Origin of the sequence: Haloarcula amylolytica JCM 13557, from assembly GCF_000336615.1 — an archaeon.
In the GTDB taxonomy this organism is placed as follows: Archaea; Halobacteriota; Halobacteria; order Halobacteriales; family Haloarculaceae; genus Haloarcula; species Haloarcula amylolytica.
The window spans coordinates 94096-112201 of the sequence record NZ_AOLW01000011.1 but is presented as its reverse complement, the minus strand read 5'-3'; the positions used below and the strand labels follow the sequence as shown (position 1 = coordinate 112201).

The following is an 18106-nucleotide window of genomic DNA, read 5'->3' as shown; positions in this document are numbered from 1 at the left end:
GCGCGCTACAGAGAATCCGTGACCGTTCCCATCACTTCCAGCGCCTCTTTCAGTTCAGCTGTGCTCGTAGCATACGAGATCCGCGCCTGTCCCTCACCGCTCGGCCCGAATGCCTCGCCAGGAACCACGATGACGTCGTTGTCCAGCATCTTCTGGGTCCATCCGTCCGGGACGTGGGGCATCGCGTAGAACGCTCCCTTCGGCACTGGTGTGTCGAGGCCGATATCCTCCAACCCATCGAGAAGTACGTTTCGACGCTCTTCGAAGGCCGACACCATCTCTCGCACCGGTTCCTGTGGGCCGGTAAGCGCCGCTTCAGCAGCGTACTGCGATGGAGCGCTGGCACACGCCTGCACGTACTGGTGCACCCGGAGCATCCGTTCGATCCGCTCCGAACTGGCCGCCACCCACCCGAGCCGCCACCCCGTCATCGAGTACGTTTTCGAGCACGCGCTGGCCTGAATGACCCTATCGGAGCTAGCGAACTCCGCCGGTGAGTGGTGTTCACCGTCGAAGACGATCTTCTCGTAGACCTCGTCGGAGAGGCAAATGACTTCGTGCTCATCCGCTAGCCGCGCGAACTCCGCCATATCCCGCTTCGATTGCACCGCACCGGTCGGGTTCGCAGGACTGTTAACGATAAACAGTGACGTGTTGTCCGTGATGGCATCCTCCACAGCAGCGGGGTCGAGGGTCAGGTCATCTCTGAGTTCGACCCGCTTCGGTTCGCCACCGGCGAGTAGCACCAGTTGTTCGTAGGCCAGAAACCCGGGGTCGGGGCAGAGCACTTCGTCACCTGGCTGGACGTGGGCTTCGATGGCGACGTGGATCGCCTCGCTTGCGCCGGCAGTGGCGATGATGTTTTCGGGCGGTATGTCCTGTCCGTTGTCGGTGGCGTAGCGTTCACTGATGGCGTCTCTGAGTTCTGGAATGCCCTTGTTGGACGTGTATGAGTCGCCCATCCCATCCTGAATCGCACTCGTCGCTGCCTCCCGGGCGTGTTCTGGAGTTGGGAAATCAGGCTGACCGAGACCCAGGTTTATTGCGTCTTCGCCTGCCGCCTCGAAGACTTCTCGGATGCCGCTGATATCCATCTCTTCGACGCGTGCTGCGTACTGAGACATCAGTTCATGAGTATAACGGTATTTGATTATAGTCTTTCGGTTGTACGACAGGTGCCGTCCCTTCAACTTTGCCAGACAGTATGATGACTAGGTTCTATCTGAGCCACGGCAATGGTACAAAATCCACTTCGACTGTCATACTGAGGGGCAATTGCAGTTAGAGGAGAAAGCCCAGCAGTATTTCGGTTACACCTCCACCTGTTCGATATTCTCTGTGCCGTCCTCCGTGTACCTGAAGTAGTTGTACACGGCGCTGGCCAGGTCCCCGTTCTCGTCGAACTCAACCGGACCCGAGACGCCCTGATAATTGATTTCGTTCCCGTCGGCCGCCAGCGAAACACCCTCTCCAAGGTTTTCGGGTCCGACTGTTTCGCCGCCTGGTTCTGTGACTGCCCGCATTTGATCGCGGATTGCGGTCCCAGCATCTTCACCGGCTGCCGCGCGTGCCAGCAGCAGAACCGCCGCAGCATCGAACGACTGCTGATTGAACGGTCCCGGTGCAGAGTCGTACTCGTCTTCGTATGCAGACCTGAAGTACTCGATTCCCGGTCCGGCCGAGGACGGATTGGTCCCGCGGACGTTTGTCATGTCGTGGCCCACATTCCCGGGCAAGTCATCGGCCCTGAGCCCGTCCGGCACCAGGATATCCATGTCCGCTCTGTCGAAGTTCTCGTAGAAGTTCCGGAAGATCTTGTTCCCACTCTCCGGATAGCCGATAATCACGAGCGTCTCCGGGTCACCGTCAAGCACGTTCTGCAACTGGGAGGTGTACGAGGACCGACCCGCCGAGTACGAGACCTGATTCAGGACCTCACCGCCGTACTCCCCCTCGAACGTCTTCGTGAATCCGTTCGACAGGCCGTTCCCGTACGCGTTGTTGAGAAAGAGGATAGCTGCGCTCTCCTTCTCAAGCCGTTCGGCCGCTATCTGTGCCAGCAGTGATCCTTGCAACTTATCGGTCGGCGGCGTCCGGTACACGAAGTCGTTATCCTCCAGTGATGTGACGTCCGGCGACGTCGCCGATGGTGAGCACATCACGGTCTGGTTCGGAATTGCGACGTTCTCCGCGACCTGCAGTGTCACCGATGACGCCAACCCCCCGCAAATCATCGGGTAGCCACCGTTCACGAGGGCTTCCGCGCCACTCACACCCCGACTGGGCTTGGTCTCCGTATTCTCAAACTGCGTATCGACTGCGAACCCGTTGTCCGCGTCTCGGACCTGTTTTACGGCTAGTTCTGCTGCGTCCCGAATCGCGGGACCCACTTCGGACAGACCACCTGTGACTCCCATTAGGATACCCATGCTGATGGTGTTCTCGCTGCCACCATCACCACCATCTGCCGAACAGCCTGCAAGTCCGACAGCGCCTGCGGCACCAATGCTCTTCATGACAGTTCGACGGCTGACTGTATCGTGCATCGCAACACTACCCATGACACCATCTTTCGTGATAAACGTTATTATGAACCGTAGCGGTTCTGCTCAGAGACGAAACGGGCCCTGAGAGGGACGAGTCCGATCCGATCTCGAACACACCGATACGCAAAAGGCTCTCACCTGACGTGCCTGTATTGTCCACGTTGTCTTGTGCGTGCCGCGCCAGTGCCGATATTCGTTCGAACCATACGAACGGTGTCCGCGACAGGGTGTCGTACATACCCTATACCCCTTCAACCTACTTCTGGCCCTCATAGGCACGGATATCCAATGCGAAAACTCTGATTCGCTCGTCCAATCGGTCACCAGCGCTGGACCAGCTGCGCCGAGCGCGTAGTCCGGTTCTCGTATCGGAATGCAGTCTCAGATTCGTCGATCCGTCGTCACTCTCCGCTCGGACAGACAGCTATCCGGAGGTTTCTGGTATATAAATCAATCGTAGAGCGTAGTGGTTCGAATTATTCGAACAAACAGACAGCCACGCCCACTGAATCCCCGTCTGTAGTTCGGTGAATAAGTCCCCAGCTGCTACGGACTCCTCAGAACCGCTACTGCCTCTACAGCATCGAAGAACCGATAGTTCCGCTCCAAGCAAGAGTTATTCGTCGAGGTAAATAACAAAGATATGAGGACAATGACAAACGAGCCTGCACAGCAGTTCTGTTACAGCTATATGAGTGTAACAGTATGCGGAAATCGTGTGACAAACGCTGTTACAACAGTAACGCTGTAATCCCCCAACCGTAGTATCCGATGCTCCAAGGTTCAGGTGTCTTACTCAGTAGGTGAAGTCGAACTTAGAGGGGCTTTACCGACTATTCGGATAATCTATCACTTCTGTGGATATATGAATCTATATATTCTTCACTGGAATTTATTCTGTTCTAACTATTAGAACAGTTTTCGGGAGCTATAACGAGGAATCCGAGCGGTCAAAGGACCGAGTCTGCTAGAAATTGGTACTATGGCTTGGTCGAATTACTTGAACACCGCGGCAGGACATCTAGTTTCGCAGGGCCCCGAATAGTACGTCCGTGCAACCGGGATTGGTGCAACGTTGACCCCAAACTCTATATCTTGGGAGTCACCCACAGTGGGACGTAACGCGACAATCGATAATGACTCCCAAATTCACTACCCATGACTGAAACAGGAAAGCGCCTTGTCGAAGAACTGGACGAACAAGGCGTCGAGTACGTCTTCGGATATCCCGGCGGTCGTGCCATCGAGATTCTCGATCACGTACCGGATGCCGACGTCGAGATGGTTCGACCGCGCGACGAGCGCGAAGCCAGCGTCATGGCCGAGATGCACGGGCGCCTCACCGGCAATCCCGGGGTCCTCGCGGGGCAGGGCCCCTGGATCGGGAGCCTCGGCGCGATCGGCCAGATGGAGGGAAAGCTCGCTTCCTCCCCAATGGTCGTCATTACCGAGGCGAGCGAGCGTGGCGACTATTCGACGCTCGCGCCGTACCAGCAGGCTCGCGGTGACTACGGCGGACTGGACCTGCCGTCCGCGCTCGATGCCTACACCAAGGAAAACTGGTTCCCGCGCTCACCGACGGAGACGGTACGGAGCCTCCAGCTCGCGTTCAAACACGCGACTGCCGGCCGGCCCGGACCGACTGCGATAATCCTCGACGGCGACGCCGTCACCGAGGAGATGCCCAAGGACCCGATTCCGCCGGTCTGGGACGGCCACGATCAGGTGCAAAACTGGGAATCGCGACCGGCCCGCGAGGACGTCCAGACAGCGATAACAGCCCTGAGCGAAGCTGACCGACCGGTCATCATCGCCGGCAACGGCGTTCACGCGGCCGACGCCTACGACCAGCTCGAAACTGTCGCTGAGGCTACTGATGCCGTCGTCACTACCTCCTATCTCGGCAAGTCGACGTTCCCCGAAACCCACGACCTGGCTGCGGGCGTTATCGGCTCCTTCGGGCACGAGGGCGCAAATCAGGTTGTCAGCGAGGCAGACGTCCTCCTCGTCGTGGGCTGTCGGATGAACCCGATGGACACGAACTGGCAGTCACCGGAGTTCATCCGACCCGACGAGCAGACAATCATCCACGCTGACATCGACACACGCAACGCTGGCTGGGTCTACCCCGCGGATGTCGCACTCATCGGTGACGCCGCACAGAGCCTCGACGACCTGGCGGCAAACCTCCCCGAGAGCGCTGGAAACGACTGGGCGCGCGACCGTGCGGCCGCGGCGCAGGAGTCGTTTTACGCCCCCAGATGCGAGTCGGACGCGTCGCCAATCAAGCCACAGCGGGCAGTCAAGGAGATCGAGGCAGTGGTTGATTCGGAGACCATCGTGACCGCCGACTCGGGCAATAACCGATTCTGGTTGCTGAACTACCTCCAGACACCGGACACCGGGACCTACTACGGCAGCGGTGGCGTCGGCGCGATGGGATGGGCAACGCCGGCCGCGGTGTCCGCCGCCATCACGACGGAAAAAGATGTCATCGCCGTCGCCGGCGACGGTGGCTTCACCATGACGATGACGAGTGTGGAGACAGCCGTCGAGAACGGCGTCGCGCCCACGTTCGTCGTCCTCAACGACACCAGCCTGGGGATGGTCCGTCAGATGCAACACGAGGCGGGCGATATCGCCGGCGTCGAGTTCCACGATACCGACTTCGTGAAGGCAGCCGAGGCGTTCGGCGCTGAAGCGACGCGAGCCGCGACGCCTGCTGAACTCGGGGATGCACTCGCCGAAGGAACCAGCGCCGATGTCCCGTTCGTCATCGACGTCCGCATTGACCGGGACGAAGAGATGGTCGAGTCCCTCCAATCGTCGTTCTACAAGGAAGTCGGCGGGCTCCACGAATGACGTCCCAGACACGGGTTAGCAAAGAATATAAATCAACCACGGAACACACACTGATATAACAATGACAGATACGACGGTGCTTGTCACTGGTGGAACCGGCTTCCTCGGCTCGTATGTGGTCGAGGACCTCATCGAACACGGCCACGACGTCGTCGCCTACGACCTCTCGACGGACGACCACATCCTCTCGAAGTTGGGTGTCGCCGACGACGTGACCATCCGACGCGGTGACGTCTCGGAGGCGACGGACGTGATCCGGGCGGTGAAGGAGACGGGGACGACACACATCGTTCACCTTGCGGCACTGCTGACGAACACAGCACGGGACAACCCGCGGGCTGGCCTCGATGTCAACATCAAAGGGACGAACAACGTCTTCGAGGCCGCACGCACCCTCGACGACCAGATAGAGCGTGTCACCTGGGCCTCCAGCGCTGCAGTGTACGCGCCGCCACACAACTACGCCGCCGAGTACGTTGACGAGAGCGAACTCGTCTATCCTGACACGCTCTACGGCGCGACCAAGGAGTACAACGAACATCAGGCCCGTGTCTACCACGAGGACTACGGCGTTGACCACGTTGGGCTTCGTCCGACAGTCGCGTACGGCCCCTACCGCGAAACCGGTGGGTCGGCGTTCCTCGCAAACATCATCGAAAAACCGGCACTCGGCGAACCGTTCAGCGTCGAGTACGGTGACCAGGTGATCGACTGGCAACACGCCCGCGATATCGCGCAGGCGTTCCGGAAAGCGACGTTCGTTGACGAGGACAACCTCAGCCAGCGTATCTACAACGTCCGCGGCGTCCTCGCGACTATCCGTGAAGCCGCCAACGCTGTCCGGGAAATCGTCCCGGACGCCGACCTCGATGTCTCCGACGAGGGCGAACTCCCCTGGACGCAGAATCTCGATATGACCGCTGCGCAGAACGATCTCGGCTACGAGGTCGAGTACGACCTCGAATCCGGGTTCCGGTCCTACATCAACACGCTCCGGGAAGAGAACGGGCTCGAACCGCTCTGACACTGGCCCGCCGGCTGTGTGCGTGCTTCCGAACAGGAGTGGCTGCGAGCGTGTTTGCCTCATTGTATCAGGGTGAACCCGGTGTTTGATTAGGGACCTCCGTGTACGCACAGGTGATGTACGAGCGCGACTTCATGGAAGGAACGCGTGGCACCATGGCCGTCGACTGGGAAGAGCGGATCGACGTCCAGCGGATGCGACGCGAGCGCAAAGAGCGAGCCCTCGACCGACTGCAGGACTCCGAACTGGGGTCGATGCTGCTTATCAATGACCCGAATGTCCGGTACGTCACTGGGCTGGCGATGACCGGTGGGAGCGGGGCAGATCACTACACGCTCCTGACCGAAGACGGCGACGTAGTCCACTGGGACACTGCGGACCACGCATCGAACCAGCGGTTCAACTGTCCCTGGCTCGACGACATCCGGTATGCCTGTCCCGGACTCGGCAACGTTCCCCGGGCGTCAGGCAGCGCCTCCGCGCGTGACTGGCTCAAAGACAAGATGGCCGAGACGGTGTACACGGCCATGGAGGAGTACGGTGTCGACCGGGAGCCGATGGGTATCGACGTGGGGAACGGGACGCTCATCCAGAAGTTCGAGGACCGCGGCGTCGATGTCGACACCAGTGCAGCGACCGACATCATGCTCGACGCGCGGAAGACCAAAACCCGCGACGAGGTCGAGTGTCTGCGACAGGTCGCTGCCATCTGTGAAGCGGGCTTCCAGAAGATTACTGAGAGTGCGAAGCCAGGCAAGCGCGAATCGGAAGTCTGGGGCGACGCGGTCGGCGAACTCTGGGGGCACGGCGCGATGGCCCAGGGTGGCTACGTGACCGCTGGTCCGAACACCTGGCCGAAACACCAGGCGAACACGACCGACCGAATGATCCGGCCGAACGACCTCGTCTACGCGGATTTCTACAACATCGGCTACCTGGGCTACCGCTCCTGTTACTACCGAACGTTCAGCATGGGCGAACCGACGCAGGCACAGAAAGACGCCTACGAAAAGGCGCGTGACGACCTCTACGACGTCCTCGAACGAATCGAGCCGGGGGCCACGACCGACGAGATCTGCAAGGGCTTCCCCGACAGAGAGGGGGAGCACATGGACTGGTACGACGCCGACGAGTTCTGGCAGATGACGACCAACCACTGGGCCCATGGGCTGGGGCTACAGCTCTACGAGACGCCGCTCATCTGGCGCGGGCTCTCGCCGGACCACCCGATTGAAATCGAGGAGGGCATGACGATGGCTGTCGAGACGATGCAGCCCGCGGAGCGGCAGGGCGTCCGCGTAGAGGAGATGGTCGTCGTCCGTGAGAACGGCGTCGAAATCCTCAGTGAGTGGCCCGTGTCGGAGATCACTCGGATCGACTACTGACTGGCAGGCATCGCGGCCGGTCTCACGCACTGTTTGGGTGCCGGCGCGCCACTACCGTTAAGTCGGTCGCGCCGTAACGGGGATTTATGCAACTGGGAACAGGCCTGTTTACCTGTCAGCAGCGCCCGGACGACGACCGCGAAACCAGCGAGATTTACGACGAAATGCTCGAACTGGGGGAAGTTATCGACAATGCGGGTCTCGATAGCGCCTGGGTCTCAGAGCATCACTTCCTCGACGACGACTATCTATCGGGCGTCACGCCGGCGCTTGGGGCGTTAGCCGCAGTCACCGACGACATCGAAATCGGGTCCTGCATCGCACTCGCGCCGCTGTACGATTCGATCCGGCTCGCCGAGGATATCGCAACGGTGGACCAGATATCCGGTGGCCGCACGACGCTCGGGCTGGCGATTGGCTCCAACGTCTCCGAGTTTGACGCTTTCGGGATTCCTGACGACGAACGGGCCGAGCGGCTAGTCGATACGGTCAACACACTTCGCGGGGCCTGGTCTGACGGGCCGCTCGACTACGACCCGGAGTTCCACGACATCTCGTCGGACGTCACTGTGACACCGAAGCCTGCCCACGACGTCCCGCTCATGCTCGGTGGCGCGTCGCGGCCTGCCGTCCGGCGGGCCGCCCGAACCGCCGACGCATGGTGTGCCCCGTCGTCACTGTCAGTCGGTGGCGTCCGCAAGCGTGTTGAGGACATCCGTAACGTCCGCGACGACGAGGATATCGAGGGCGACTTTCAGGTATATGTCCTGCAGCATGGGTTCGTCGGCGACTCCCGCGAGGACGCGTGGGAGCGGATGCGCGACGGCTACCTCTACATCCAGCGCCGGTACGAGGAGATATTCTCCGGCGAGACGGTTGCGGAACTGGACGAAGACCGCAAACAGGAACTCAAAGAACAGGCTATCTTCGGGACGCCCGAGCAAGTCACGGCGGAACTCGAAACGTACCGCGAGGCGCTGGGCGACGACATTCACTTCATCTTCCGGACGTACCACCCGGGAACCGGAACGCAGGAGATGGCCGAGTGTATCCGGCGGCTGGGTGAAGAGGTGCAGCCGAAGGTCAGGTGAGAACTGGGACATCGTGTCTGTGACCGGCGAGACGCCAGACGAAGTCCGGGCCAAAGGGACTGAGACACTACGAGCGCCAGGGGACTCCCTTGATGCCGCCCGTGTGGTCCGGCCCCCTGTGAACACCAATACTTATTTCCCCAGGTGAAGAACCGAATAGATGAGTATGGACATCGAAGCGTTCTTCGAGAACATGCCGTTTGCCGACCTGCTCGATATCGAAATAACCACAGTGGACAACGGGTACGCCGAAGGCCATATCGAAATGCGCGAAGAACTGTCGTGGAACGAAGACCAGATAATGGCCCATGGCGGCGTTACATTCACGCTCGCAGACACCGTTGGCGGGGCCGCGCTCGTGTCCCTCGTCGACCAGCCGGTGCCGACCATCGACATGCGTATCGACTACCTCGAAGCCGGGACAGGTGACCTCCGAGCGGAGGCGGACGTGGTTCGCCACGGGGGAGACGTTGGTGTCGTCAGTGTTGACGTGTACGCTGAAGACGGCACACAGGTCGCGGACGCACGCGGCGTCTACAAGACGGGGTAGCTCAACTAGACGGTAGCTCGACTGCAGCGACTGCACAGCTTCCGGACACTGTCACAGCCACTTGAATCCAATGTCAGACTCACTCACAGCACTCGAGGAGGTACGGTACGAACCGAGCGAGGCGTTCGTCACCCAGAGCAACGTCTACGCGTTCATGCAAGCGCACGGCATCGAGACCTTCGAAGAACTCCACAGACGGACGGTCACCGATATCGACGGTGAGCCGGCGTCCGGACTTGACTGGTTCTGGGACGAGATAGTCGACTATCTCGACCTGGAATTTTACGAGGCGTACGAGCAAGTCCGCGATGACACAGACGGTCCGCAGTTCACGGACTGGTACGTCGGTGGAGAACTCAATATCGCTCACAACGTCGTCGACCGTCACGCGGCCCCCGACTCAGAGAACCGAAATACCGTCGCGACAATCTGGGAAGGCGAGGGCGGGACCGTCCGTGAGGTCACCTATCACGAACTCCACCAGCAGGCCAATCAAGTCGCCAATGCACTCGAAGAGCGCGGTGTCGGAACCGGCGACACCGTCGGGCTGTACATGCCGATGGTCCCGGAGATCGTCCCACTGCTGTACGGCTGTTTCAAAGTGGGTGCGATTGCCGTCCCTATCTTCTCCGGCTTCGGGGTCGACGCGACAGCAACTCGCATCGAAGACGCCGAGTGTTCAGTCCTGTTCACCGGTGATGGTTTCTACCGCCGGGGAAGCGAAATCGACCTGAAGTCGGCCGCAGACGAGGCTATCGAAGCGGCCGGTCACGTCGAGCACACAATCGTCTACAATCGGCTAGGTTCTCGGGAATCAACCCTCTCGTGGGACCCCGCTCGTGACGAATGGTGGGCGGATGCAGTCGGTTCCCAGTCTGCCGACTACGAGACCCAGTCCCTTCCCGCCGATCACGAGTCGATGCTGCTGTACTCGTCCGGGACAACGGGCAAACCCAAGGGTATCGTCCACACGCACGCTGGCGGGCTCGTCCAGCCGGCGAAGGAGATCTTCTTTTCGTTCGACCACAAGCCCGCAGACCGCTTTTTCTGGGTCTCGGACATCGGCTGGATGATGGGGCCGTGGACGCTAATCGGCAATCACGCCCACGGTGGAACCGTCTTCCTGTACGAGGGGGCACCCGACTATCCAGACCCGGACCGGTTCTGGGAGCTGATCGACACCCACAATCTGTCGGTGTTCGGAATTTCACCGACAGCAATCCGTGCGCTACAGAAACACGGCGACGAGTGGCTGGAGGGACACGACCTCTCGACGCTGCGCCTGCTGGGTTCGACCGGTGAGCCGTGGGACCCGGACTCCTGGGAGTGGTTCCTTGAGAACGTCGGCGGCGGGACGACACCGATTATGAACATCTCCGGGGGAACGGAGATTTTCGGCTGTTTCCTCCAGCCGACGCCGCTGCATTCGCTGAAGCCGGGGACGCTCGGCGGCCCGGCGCTCGGCATGGACATCGACGTCGTCGATGCACAGGGGGAATCCGTCGCCGAAGCCAACGAGAAGGGGTATCTGGTCTGTCAGTCGTCAGCGCCGTCGATGACAAAATCGCTGTGGAGCGGTGACGAGCGGTACCTCGAAGAGTACTGGTCGCGGTTCGGCGATATGTGGGACCACGGCGACTGGGCCCAGAAAGACGAGGACGGTTTCTGGTTCCTGCACGGTCGTTCGGACGACGTGCTCAACGTCGCCGGCCGGAAGGTCGGCCCGGCCGAGGTCGAGAGCGCACTCATCGAACACGATGCGGTCAACGCCGCTGTTGCGATCGGTGCGGACGACGAAACGAAGGGGACCGCGGTCGTCACATACGTCATCTGCAACGAGGGGTACGAGGAATCAGACGAGCTTCGCGAGACGTTGCGGACGCAGGTCGGGACTGCGCTCGGCAAGCCGTTCCGACCGCGTGAACTCCACTTCGTCGACGCGTTCCCGAAGACCCAGTCGGGAAAGATTGTCCGGCGAATCGTTCAGAACGTCTACGAGGGGGCAGCACTGGGGGACCTCTCGAGTATCGAAAACCCCGACGCGATCGACGAAATCGACAACGCGCGATGAGATAATTCCCGACCTGGTTGCGACTGTTTACAGATACAGGCAAACGCGAGGACGTCGCCGATCTCGCTACGATACTATCGAACCGCGGCGGCGGACGGAAGCGCGGCCGGCGTCTACGTAAAGCTCACACCGACATCGTGCATATCCTCGTTGTATCGAGCGATGTTGATGAGCAGCGGCGTCAGACTCTCGACTTCCGCGGCGTTCGAAAGCGGCCCAGCAGGGATCGGTCGGACGCCCGCCAGGTCATCGGTTAGCGCCACGACTCGTTCACTGACCGCCGGGTCGTCCGCGACCACTAGCGTATCCACATCGAGCGTGGCCTCCAGATCCGCTAGCCGGTCCGCGGCGAGGTTATGGAACGCGCCGGCCACTGGAACCGATTCAGGGGCCCGCTCCGCGACAAACTCAGTTACGCTTCCCGTCGACGGCGGTCGGTAGTGGAGCCCATCCCCGTCGCCGTTCATCCCGACGGCAGGGCTGATGAGCAGTTGGTCCGAGAGCACGTCATCCGCAGTCAGTGCTTCAACCGTATCGCCGACGTGGTGTGGCGGAATAGCCAGGATAACCACGTCTGCACCGGCCGCGGCGCTACTGTTGTCTGTCCCGTTGATTCCAGTCTCGACGCCGTGATCGGACAGTCGTTCTTCGTACGCGCTCGCCCGGTCGGTGGCTTTTGCAGCGTCCCGTGAGCCGATCGTAATCGTATGGTCCGTGTCCGAGGCAAACCGCATCGCGAGTCCCTCACCGATGTCACCAGTACCGCCCAGTATTGCTAACTCCATGCGCTTGCATAATGTCCCTTGAAACAAGAAGGTTTGTTCTATCGCGCGAACCGCTGGATCGTAGTTGATGCTGGCAGACGAGAGCCGAGCGCGTCAGCAATGTGAAGACCACCCAGTTGAAAACGCGAACGGTTATTCGACCCAGACCGTCTTTTTGTTGACGAACTCTTTGATTCCCATCTCCGAGAGTTCACGGCCGTAGCCGGCGTCTTTGATGCCGCCGAACGGAACCCGCGGATCTGATTTGGTCATCTCGTTGATGTAGACACAGCCCGCGGAGACCTCTCGTGCCAGACGCTGGCCGCGTTCCCTGTCCGCAGTCCAGAGGCTCGCACCCAGCCCGAAACGGGTGTCGTTCGCGACTGCAATCGCTTCCTCCGCATCGGCGACCTCGTAGACGGTCGCCACTGGGCCGAACGTCTCCTCGGTGTCAGCAGGGCACCCTGAAGGAACGTCAGTCAGTACTGTCGGCGGGTAGAAGGCCCCGGGCCGGTCAAGCGGTTCGCCGCCAGTCAGCACCGTTGCACCGTCGGCAACGCTGTCCCGTACTTGTTCGTGGAGTTCGGCCATGAGGTCCGGATCAGCCTGCGGGCCGACGTCGGTTTCGTCGGCCATCGGGTCGCCGACAGTGAGGTTTTCGAAGGCAGCGACGAGCCGATCAACGTACTCATCGTAGACGTCTGTGTGAACGATGAAGCGCTTGGCGGCAATGCACGATTGTCCGCCGTTGAGTATCCGTGCTTGTACCCCAGTCTCAACGGCAGCATCGAGGTCCGCGTCGTCGAGGACGATAAACGGGTCGGACCCACCGAGTTCCAGCACGGTCTTTTTCAGATGTTCACCGGCTGTTTCGGCGACGGCACGACCAGCGGGACCACTTCCGGTAAGCGTCGCCGCGCGAACGCGGTCGTCTGCGAGAACGCCGTCGATGTCGCTAGAGCCGACCAACAACGTTTGGAATGCGCCTTCGGGATAGCCCGCTTCGGTAAACACCTCTTCGAGCGCGAGCGCACACCCGGGAACGTTCGAGGCGTGTTTGAGGAGGCCGACGTTGCCGGCAGTGAGATAGGGCGCGGCAAAGCGAACGACCTGCCAGAACGGGTAGTTCCAGGGCATCACCGCGAGTACCGGCCCGAGCGGGTCGTGGACCGTCTTTACTTCTGTCCCCGGCGGGCTGGGGTGGTGCTCATCGGAGAGATATTTGTGCGCGTATTCAGCGTAGTGGTCACACGCCCAGGCACACTTTTCGACTTCAGCGACGGCCTGAGTGATGGGTTTGCCCATCTCCCGGGTCATCAGCTCTGCGTACCGCTGTTTGTTCTCCCGGAGGACCTCGCCGGCGTTTACAAGCAATTGCTCGCGCTCACGCAACGGGACATCACGCCATTCCTCGAACGTCGATGCGGCTCGGTCCAGTTTTCGTTCGACTGTGTCGTCATCATCCGGGTCATACACGTCTAGCCGCTCACCCGTGGCTGGGTTTACTGACTCCATATCGGTTCAGTCTTCGGCGTCACGCGTACATTAATCTTTACTGACCTAACTAATCTGATAGACGACAGCGTTAGCTTTTATATTCATAGGTCAGAAATGTGCTGATGATGTACAAGCACGTAGCCCTGTTAGTCAGACAGGACGATATGTCTCACGAGGAGTTCGTCGACTACTGGCAGACCAATCATACGCCGATCGCGAAGGACATCGAGGGCGTGGTTCGCTACCAGCAAGTCCTTCCAACAGAACCAGCACACGCCGAATTCGACGGACTGGCGGAGCTGTACTTCGAGACGCTTGCGGACCTGCACGAGGCGCTGGGTAGTCCCGGCTCCCGTGACTATGACCCCACGAAAGCGGTCGCCGCGAAGGCCCGCGAGGACGTGAACAACTTCCTTGCTGTCGAGGAGCGGCCGCGTATTATCGGCGAGGAGATCGTCCAGAAAGACGAGGTCGACGGCGACACCGATGGCCTCTACAAGCACTCGGCGTTTCTCGTCCGGCAGGACGACATGACACACGATGAGTTCGTCGACTACTGGCAGACCAACCATACGCCGATCGCCCGTGAGATCGAGGGCGTCGTCAAGTACAATACGGTCATCCCCACTGACCCCGAGAACGCCGAGTTCGACGGCGTCGCCGAGCTCTACTTTGACGACCTCGAGAAGCTATACGACGCGCTCGGCAGCGAAGGATCGCGGGATTACGCGCCTGACAGAGGGAAAGCGAAAGCGGCCCGCGAGGACGTGGATAACTTCTTGGCTATCGACGAGCGGCCCCGGTTTATCGGCCAGGAACAGCTCGTCAAGGACGAGGGGTAGTATGCCCGACTACGAGGAGCAAGTCACGGAGGCGTTCCCGGAACTCGACTACATCTCGTCGGACAGCCTCCGCAGCAACGTCATCGAGGCGTGGACACTCGCGCTCGACCGAGGTGGCTGGCGCGACATTACGGATATCCCCTACGCCTGGAACATCCACGAGGTAACCAACGTCAGGCACGTCCGCGGTGTCACCAGAATCGCACGGGAATCCGCTATCGAGCAGCAGGAGTTCCACGGTGCCGATCCCGATATGGACGTCATCGTGGCAGCCACACTACTCCACGACGTCGGAAAGTGCTACGAGTACGTCGACTTCGTCGAGGACGAGAAGCTCCTCGACCCGGACCCGAGATACGCAACCGAAGAGGTCCCACACTCCCTGTCGGGCTATGCACTCGCACACGAGGTCGGCTGTCCGCTGGCGGTCCAGCGAGCGATTCCGCACTTTATCGGCGAGATTCCGACGCGGACACTGGAAGCCGAACTCGTCAAGAGTGCGAACTCCGCGTCCTCGAACGCGATTACGCAGTCAACGATGGGCATCACGCTGCAGGAGTGGGTCGATGAGTACTCCCAGACGTAGCCACTGGCGCGAACGATAGCGCGCTCTGCTAAGGCGTCGACCGGCGAAATTAGTCCATTTGCGATCACTGGTCGGAGGTATGCTATCTCCCCTTCAAAGTTCGCTGACACCTTCGGGTTCGACGGTACGCGGAGACACTAACCACGATTACCCTCACTCGCATTTCGAGCGGGCGGGGCGGGACGACGCAGCGCGTCCACTGTCCGTGCGGCAATGAGTCGAGACCACATCGTCAGTCTCCGAACGCGTTTTGGGGGACAACCGAAGGGATAGCTGTGCATTCAATAACAAAACTGTCGACCGCTTCGAACGTGCTCTGGGATTCAGCAGCTAAATAATGTGTACGGAAGCAGTTTTGAGGGTTTCATTTTGAGGGTTCAATGTATTTCTACGCTCTCAACAGATACTTACGTCTAAACATGCCGTAGGTATCTTCATATAACAATATTGTCGACATAAATGCCTCCAGAGAAGCCCGGTATCGAATTTTCTCGTCAAAAGAGTGACTAAGGCGATTATTTATGTAGAAATGCGGAGGGGATACCACTCTCTCAAGTGAATATGCACATATCGATGGTATGCTGCAGCTTATGTGCTGAATTCGATGTACGATTTGATAGTCTCCGGTGACTCCTCGAATGCGTCTGCAAACTCCGACACCGAACACTGGGTCGTCATGATAGACGCAAGGAACCAGTCCGGGTATTCTGCAAGTGTGTTACGAGCGCGTTTGTAATGCCGGACGTTGGAGTTCACGCTCCCGAGCAACGCTTTGTTCTGGAGGACCAACTGCCTGTGAAGCGCCCCGCCATTGACAGTGAATTCCCAATCCTCGGGGATGCCGAGGAGGACGCCGACTCCGTTCGCACCGAGTGCCTCGACCGTCGAAAACGCGTGTTTTGCGTGCCCCGTCGCCTCGAACACCAGATCCATCGGCTCGTGGACATCGGGTATCTCGTCGACGGCCGTCTGTCGAGAATTGACGTAGGTAGCCCCTAGTTCCTCGATAATGTCGATGGTCGGGTCCGGCCGTTCACGACGGCCGAGACAGTACGTCCGCTCACACCGGTCTGCAAGCATCGCCAATGTGAGCAGTCCTAGCGGTCCGTTTCCGAGGACGAGTCCGGCAGAATCCTGCCACTCGAAGGTCGATCTGGAGCGCTGTGCCAGCTCAAGTGCCTTTTCGGCATTGCTGATCGGTTCGACCAGAAATCCGACATCTGCCAGTGGTTCCGGAATTGGGACGAGAAACGATGCGGGTGTGGTGAAGTACTCGGCCATGTAGCCGTGCGCCCCCGCAATCCCCCGTTCGACATACTCACCTGGTGGAGCCATATCGGGCTCGTTGTTCTCGAAGAACCGGCTCGACGTGTTTGCGGGCCGCCGGACTGTCGGGACGACAATCTCTCCCTCGTTCAGCGCGGTCCCGTTCGAGGACTCCACGACGCCGACGGCCTCGTGGCCCAGTATCTGGTAGTCGCTGCCCTCGGGAAACTCGCCATGTGATCCCGATAGCACCTCAAAGTCCGTTCCGTCGATGCCAACACGGAGCGTCCGCACGAGCACCTCTCCCTCGTCCGGTTCCGGGCGCTCGATGTCGATGCGTTCTGGCCGAGTCTTCCCCCGCTTGACAGCGATTGCATCCATTGTTGTAGGTATCCCCGTGAGTGAAACGCACCATCCATCAACAGTTGAATGTTTCGACCAATCGACAGAGGGAGTTCGGCGAAATTATTTCGTATTATGAAAAGCTGTGGGGATGCGGGAAGCATACTGAACGACAGCGGTGGAACGGCAAGCAGATGAAAGCGGACCGGTAGAGCACGGCTACAGGATGATATGTGCATATTTGGGAGAGGCTGGGTTCAACTAAGTGAATGGGTATAATAAGTGTACGTCTGTTATACCATTCGCGGCCCGCTCTCAAATAGTTTCGCTAAAAGAAATACTCTACTTCGGATGAAAATTTTTGTTGAGATATGTCTGGCATTGCTGAAACTGCCGTCGGTCAAATAGGACCGGGGTTGATGCGACTGTACTGGGCATTGCCGATTGGCTGTCCTGATAATGGCCGTGAACAGGAATGGCTGACGAATGACTCACATTTGCTCCGCATTGAGTTGCCTGACGGCGCTCAGAATCATCCCGGGGACATCCTCCTGTAACCGCTTCCCGCTCAGCCGTTCAGCGTGTCCTGCCACGTACACGGCTGCGGTTGTAGACTGGTCCTGAATCGGAACCGCGACACAGTTTACGTCTGGATACTGCTCGCGACGCTCAAACGCGATACCCCGGTCCCGGATATTGTCGAGTTCGGCGGTGAGCGTCTGGCGATCCGTAATCGTGTTCTCGGTCATTGCAGGCAGACCAGTGTGGTCTAAAATAGCATCGACCGCCTCTGGGTCGGTCGCCGCGAGGATTGCCTTTCCCGGAGCGCTGCAGTGAAAACACGGGGAGTTTACGTGTCTCGGAGAGTCGTCAACGGCGGTATGATAGACGTCGGCAATTTGCTTTTCGCACTTGATAACCAGTCCGGCGGACTCGCCGGTCGTCGCCGATATCTGGTCTATCTGGGGCTTCGTATCGTGGTAGATGGGTGCCTGAGATTTGACGTGTTCGCCGATATCGGCAAACTGTAACGTCAGCTGATAGTTCCCTGTACTCTTTGTAACGTAGCCTGACTGCAACAGCGTATTCAGGTGCTTGTATGTCGTACTCCGAGTGTACCCGAGTTGCTCGGCCACCTCTGAGACGCCAAGCGGCCCGTCGGCGTCTCTGAGCACGTCGACGATGGCGAACGTCTTCATCGGTGCCGAAAGTGTTGCTGTCTCAGTTTTATCGGGCATAAGATTACTACTCCCGTCTATAGCTTAAGTTTTTATTATTAT

General features: G+C 59.5%; 14 protein-coding genes. 8 read left to right on the top strand and 6 right to left on the bottom strand.

Features of this window, described 5'->3' with window-relative positions:
• Window positions 1-5: 5 nt before the first annotated feature.
• Window positions 6-1124, bottom strand: coding sequence for a pyridoxal phosphate-dependent aminotransferase (locus C442_RS05260; protein ID WP_008308436.1), 1119 nt, complete (start codon window positions 1122-1124; stop codon window positions 6-8).
• A gap of 186 nt (window positions 1125-1310) precedes the next feature.
• Complete coding sequence (locus C442_RS05255; RefSeq protein ID WP_008308434.1) at window positions 1311-2516, bottom strand: ABC transporter substrate-binding protein; 1206 nt, start codon at window positions 2514-2516, stop codon at window positions 1311-1313.
• 1188 nt (window positions 2517-3704) lie between these two features.
• On the opposite strand from C442_RS05255, the gene C442_RS05250 reads away from it, so the two are divergent.
• The 6 genes from C442_RS05250 to C442_RS05225 all read left to right on the top strand — a co-directional run bounded on the left by C442_RS05250 (window position 3705) and on the right by C442_RS05225 (window position 11529).
• On the top strand, window positions 3705-5408 hold the full coding sequence (locus tag C442_RS05250) for a thiamine pyrophosphate-binding protein (protein ID WP_008308431.1): 1704 nt from the start codon (window positions 3705-3707) through the stop codon (window positions 5406-5408).
• A gap of 61 nt (window positions 5409-5469) precedes the next feature.
• The gene (locus C442_RS05245; protein WP_008308429.1) at window positions 5470-6432 is read left to right on the top strand and encodes an NAD-dependent epimerase/dehydratase family protein; all 963 of its coding nucleotides are present in this window, start codon (window positions 5470-5472) and stop codon (window positions 6430-6432) included.
• A 116-nt stretch (window positions 6433-6548) separates the two neighbouring features.
• Window positions 6549-7817, top strand: a complete 1269-nt coding sequence (locus C442_RS05240) for a M24 family metallopeptidase (RefSeq protein ID WP_008308427.1) — start codon at window positions 6549-6551, stop codon at window positions 7815-7817.
• A gap of 86 nt (window positions 7818-7903) precedes the next feature.
• A complete protein-coding gene (locus C442_RS05235) occupies window positions 7904-8908 on the top strand; it encodes an LLM class flavin-dependent oxidoreductase (protein WP_008308425.1) in 1005 nt (334 codons plus the stop codon).
• Window positions 8909-9074: 166 nt separating this feature from the next.
• Window positions 9075-9458 carry a PaaI family thioesterase gene (locus tag C442_RS05230; protein ID WP_008308422.1) on the top strand — a complete coding sequence of 128 codons (384 nt, stop codon included), beginning with the start codon at window positions 9075-9077 and terminating at the stop codon, window positions 9456-9458.
• 70 nt (window positions 9459-9528) lie between these two features.
• Window positions 9529-11529, top strand: coding sequence for an AMP-binding protein (locus C442_RS05225; protein WP_008308420.1), 2001 nt, complete (start codon window positions 9529-9531; stop codon window positions 11527-11529).
• A 113-nt stretch (window positions 11530-11642) separates the two neighbouring features.
• Here the strand turns inward: C442_RS05225 and npdG are convergent, their stop codons facing one another.
• Both npdG and C442_RS05215 read right to left on the bottom strand, forming a co-directional pair.
• Window positions 11643-12314: an NADPH-dependent F420 reductase gene (npdG, locus tag C442_RS05220; RefSeq protein WP_008308418.1), complete on the bottom strand. Its 672-nt coding sequence runs from the start codon at window positions 12312-12314 to the stop codon at window positions 11643-11645.
• Window positions 12315-12446: 132 nt separating this feature from the next.
• Window positions 12447-13808 carry an NAD-dependent succinate-semialdehyde dehydrogenase gene (locus C442_RS05215; protein WP_008308416.1) on the bottom strand — a complete coding sequence of 454 codons (1362 nt, stop codon included), beginning with the start codon at window positions 13806-13808 and terminating at the stop codon, window positions 12447-12449.
• Between the two features lie 104 nt (window positions 13809-13912).
• On the opposite strand from C442_RS05215, the gene C442_RS05210 reads away from it, so the two are divergent.
• On the top strand, window positions 13913-14632 hold the full coding sequence (locus tag C442_RS05210) for an EthD family reductase (protein ID WP_008308414.1): 720 nt from the start codon (window positions 13913-13915) through the stop codon (window positions 14630-14632).
• Window position 14633: 1 nt separating this feature from the next.
• Window positions 14634-15218 (top strand): HD domain-containing protein, encoded by a 585-nt coding sequence (locus tag C442_RS05205; RefSeq protein ID WP_008308413.1) that lies wholly within the window; start codon window positions 14634-14636, stop codon window positions 15216-15218.
• A 588-nt stretch (window positions 15219-15806) separates the two neighbouring features.
• Here C442_RS05205 and C442_RS05200 read toward each other — a convergent pair.
• Window positions 15807-16865 (bottom strand): glucose 1-dehydrogenase, encoded by a 1059-nt coding sequence (locus C442_RS05200; RefSeq protein ID WP_008308412.1) that lies wholly within the window; start codon window positions 16863-16865, stop codon window positions 15807-15809.
• Window positions 16866-17317: 452 nt separating this feature from the next.
• Window positions 17318-18064 (bottom strand): IclR family transcriptional regulator, encoded by a 747-nt coding sequence (locus tag C442_RS05195; RefSeq protein WP_049942841.1) that lies wholly within the window; start codon window positions 18062-18064, stop codon window positions 17318-17320.
• Between the last annotated feature and the right edge of the window lie 42 nt (window positions 18065-18106).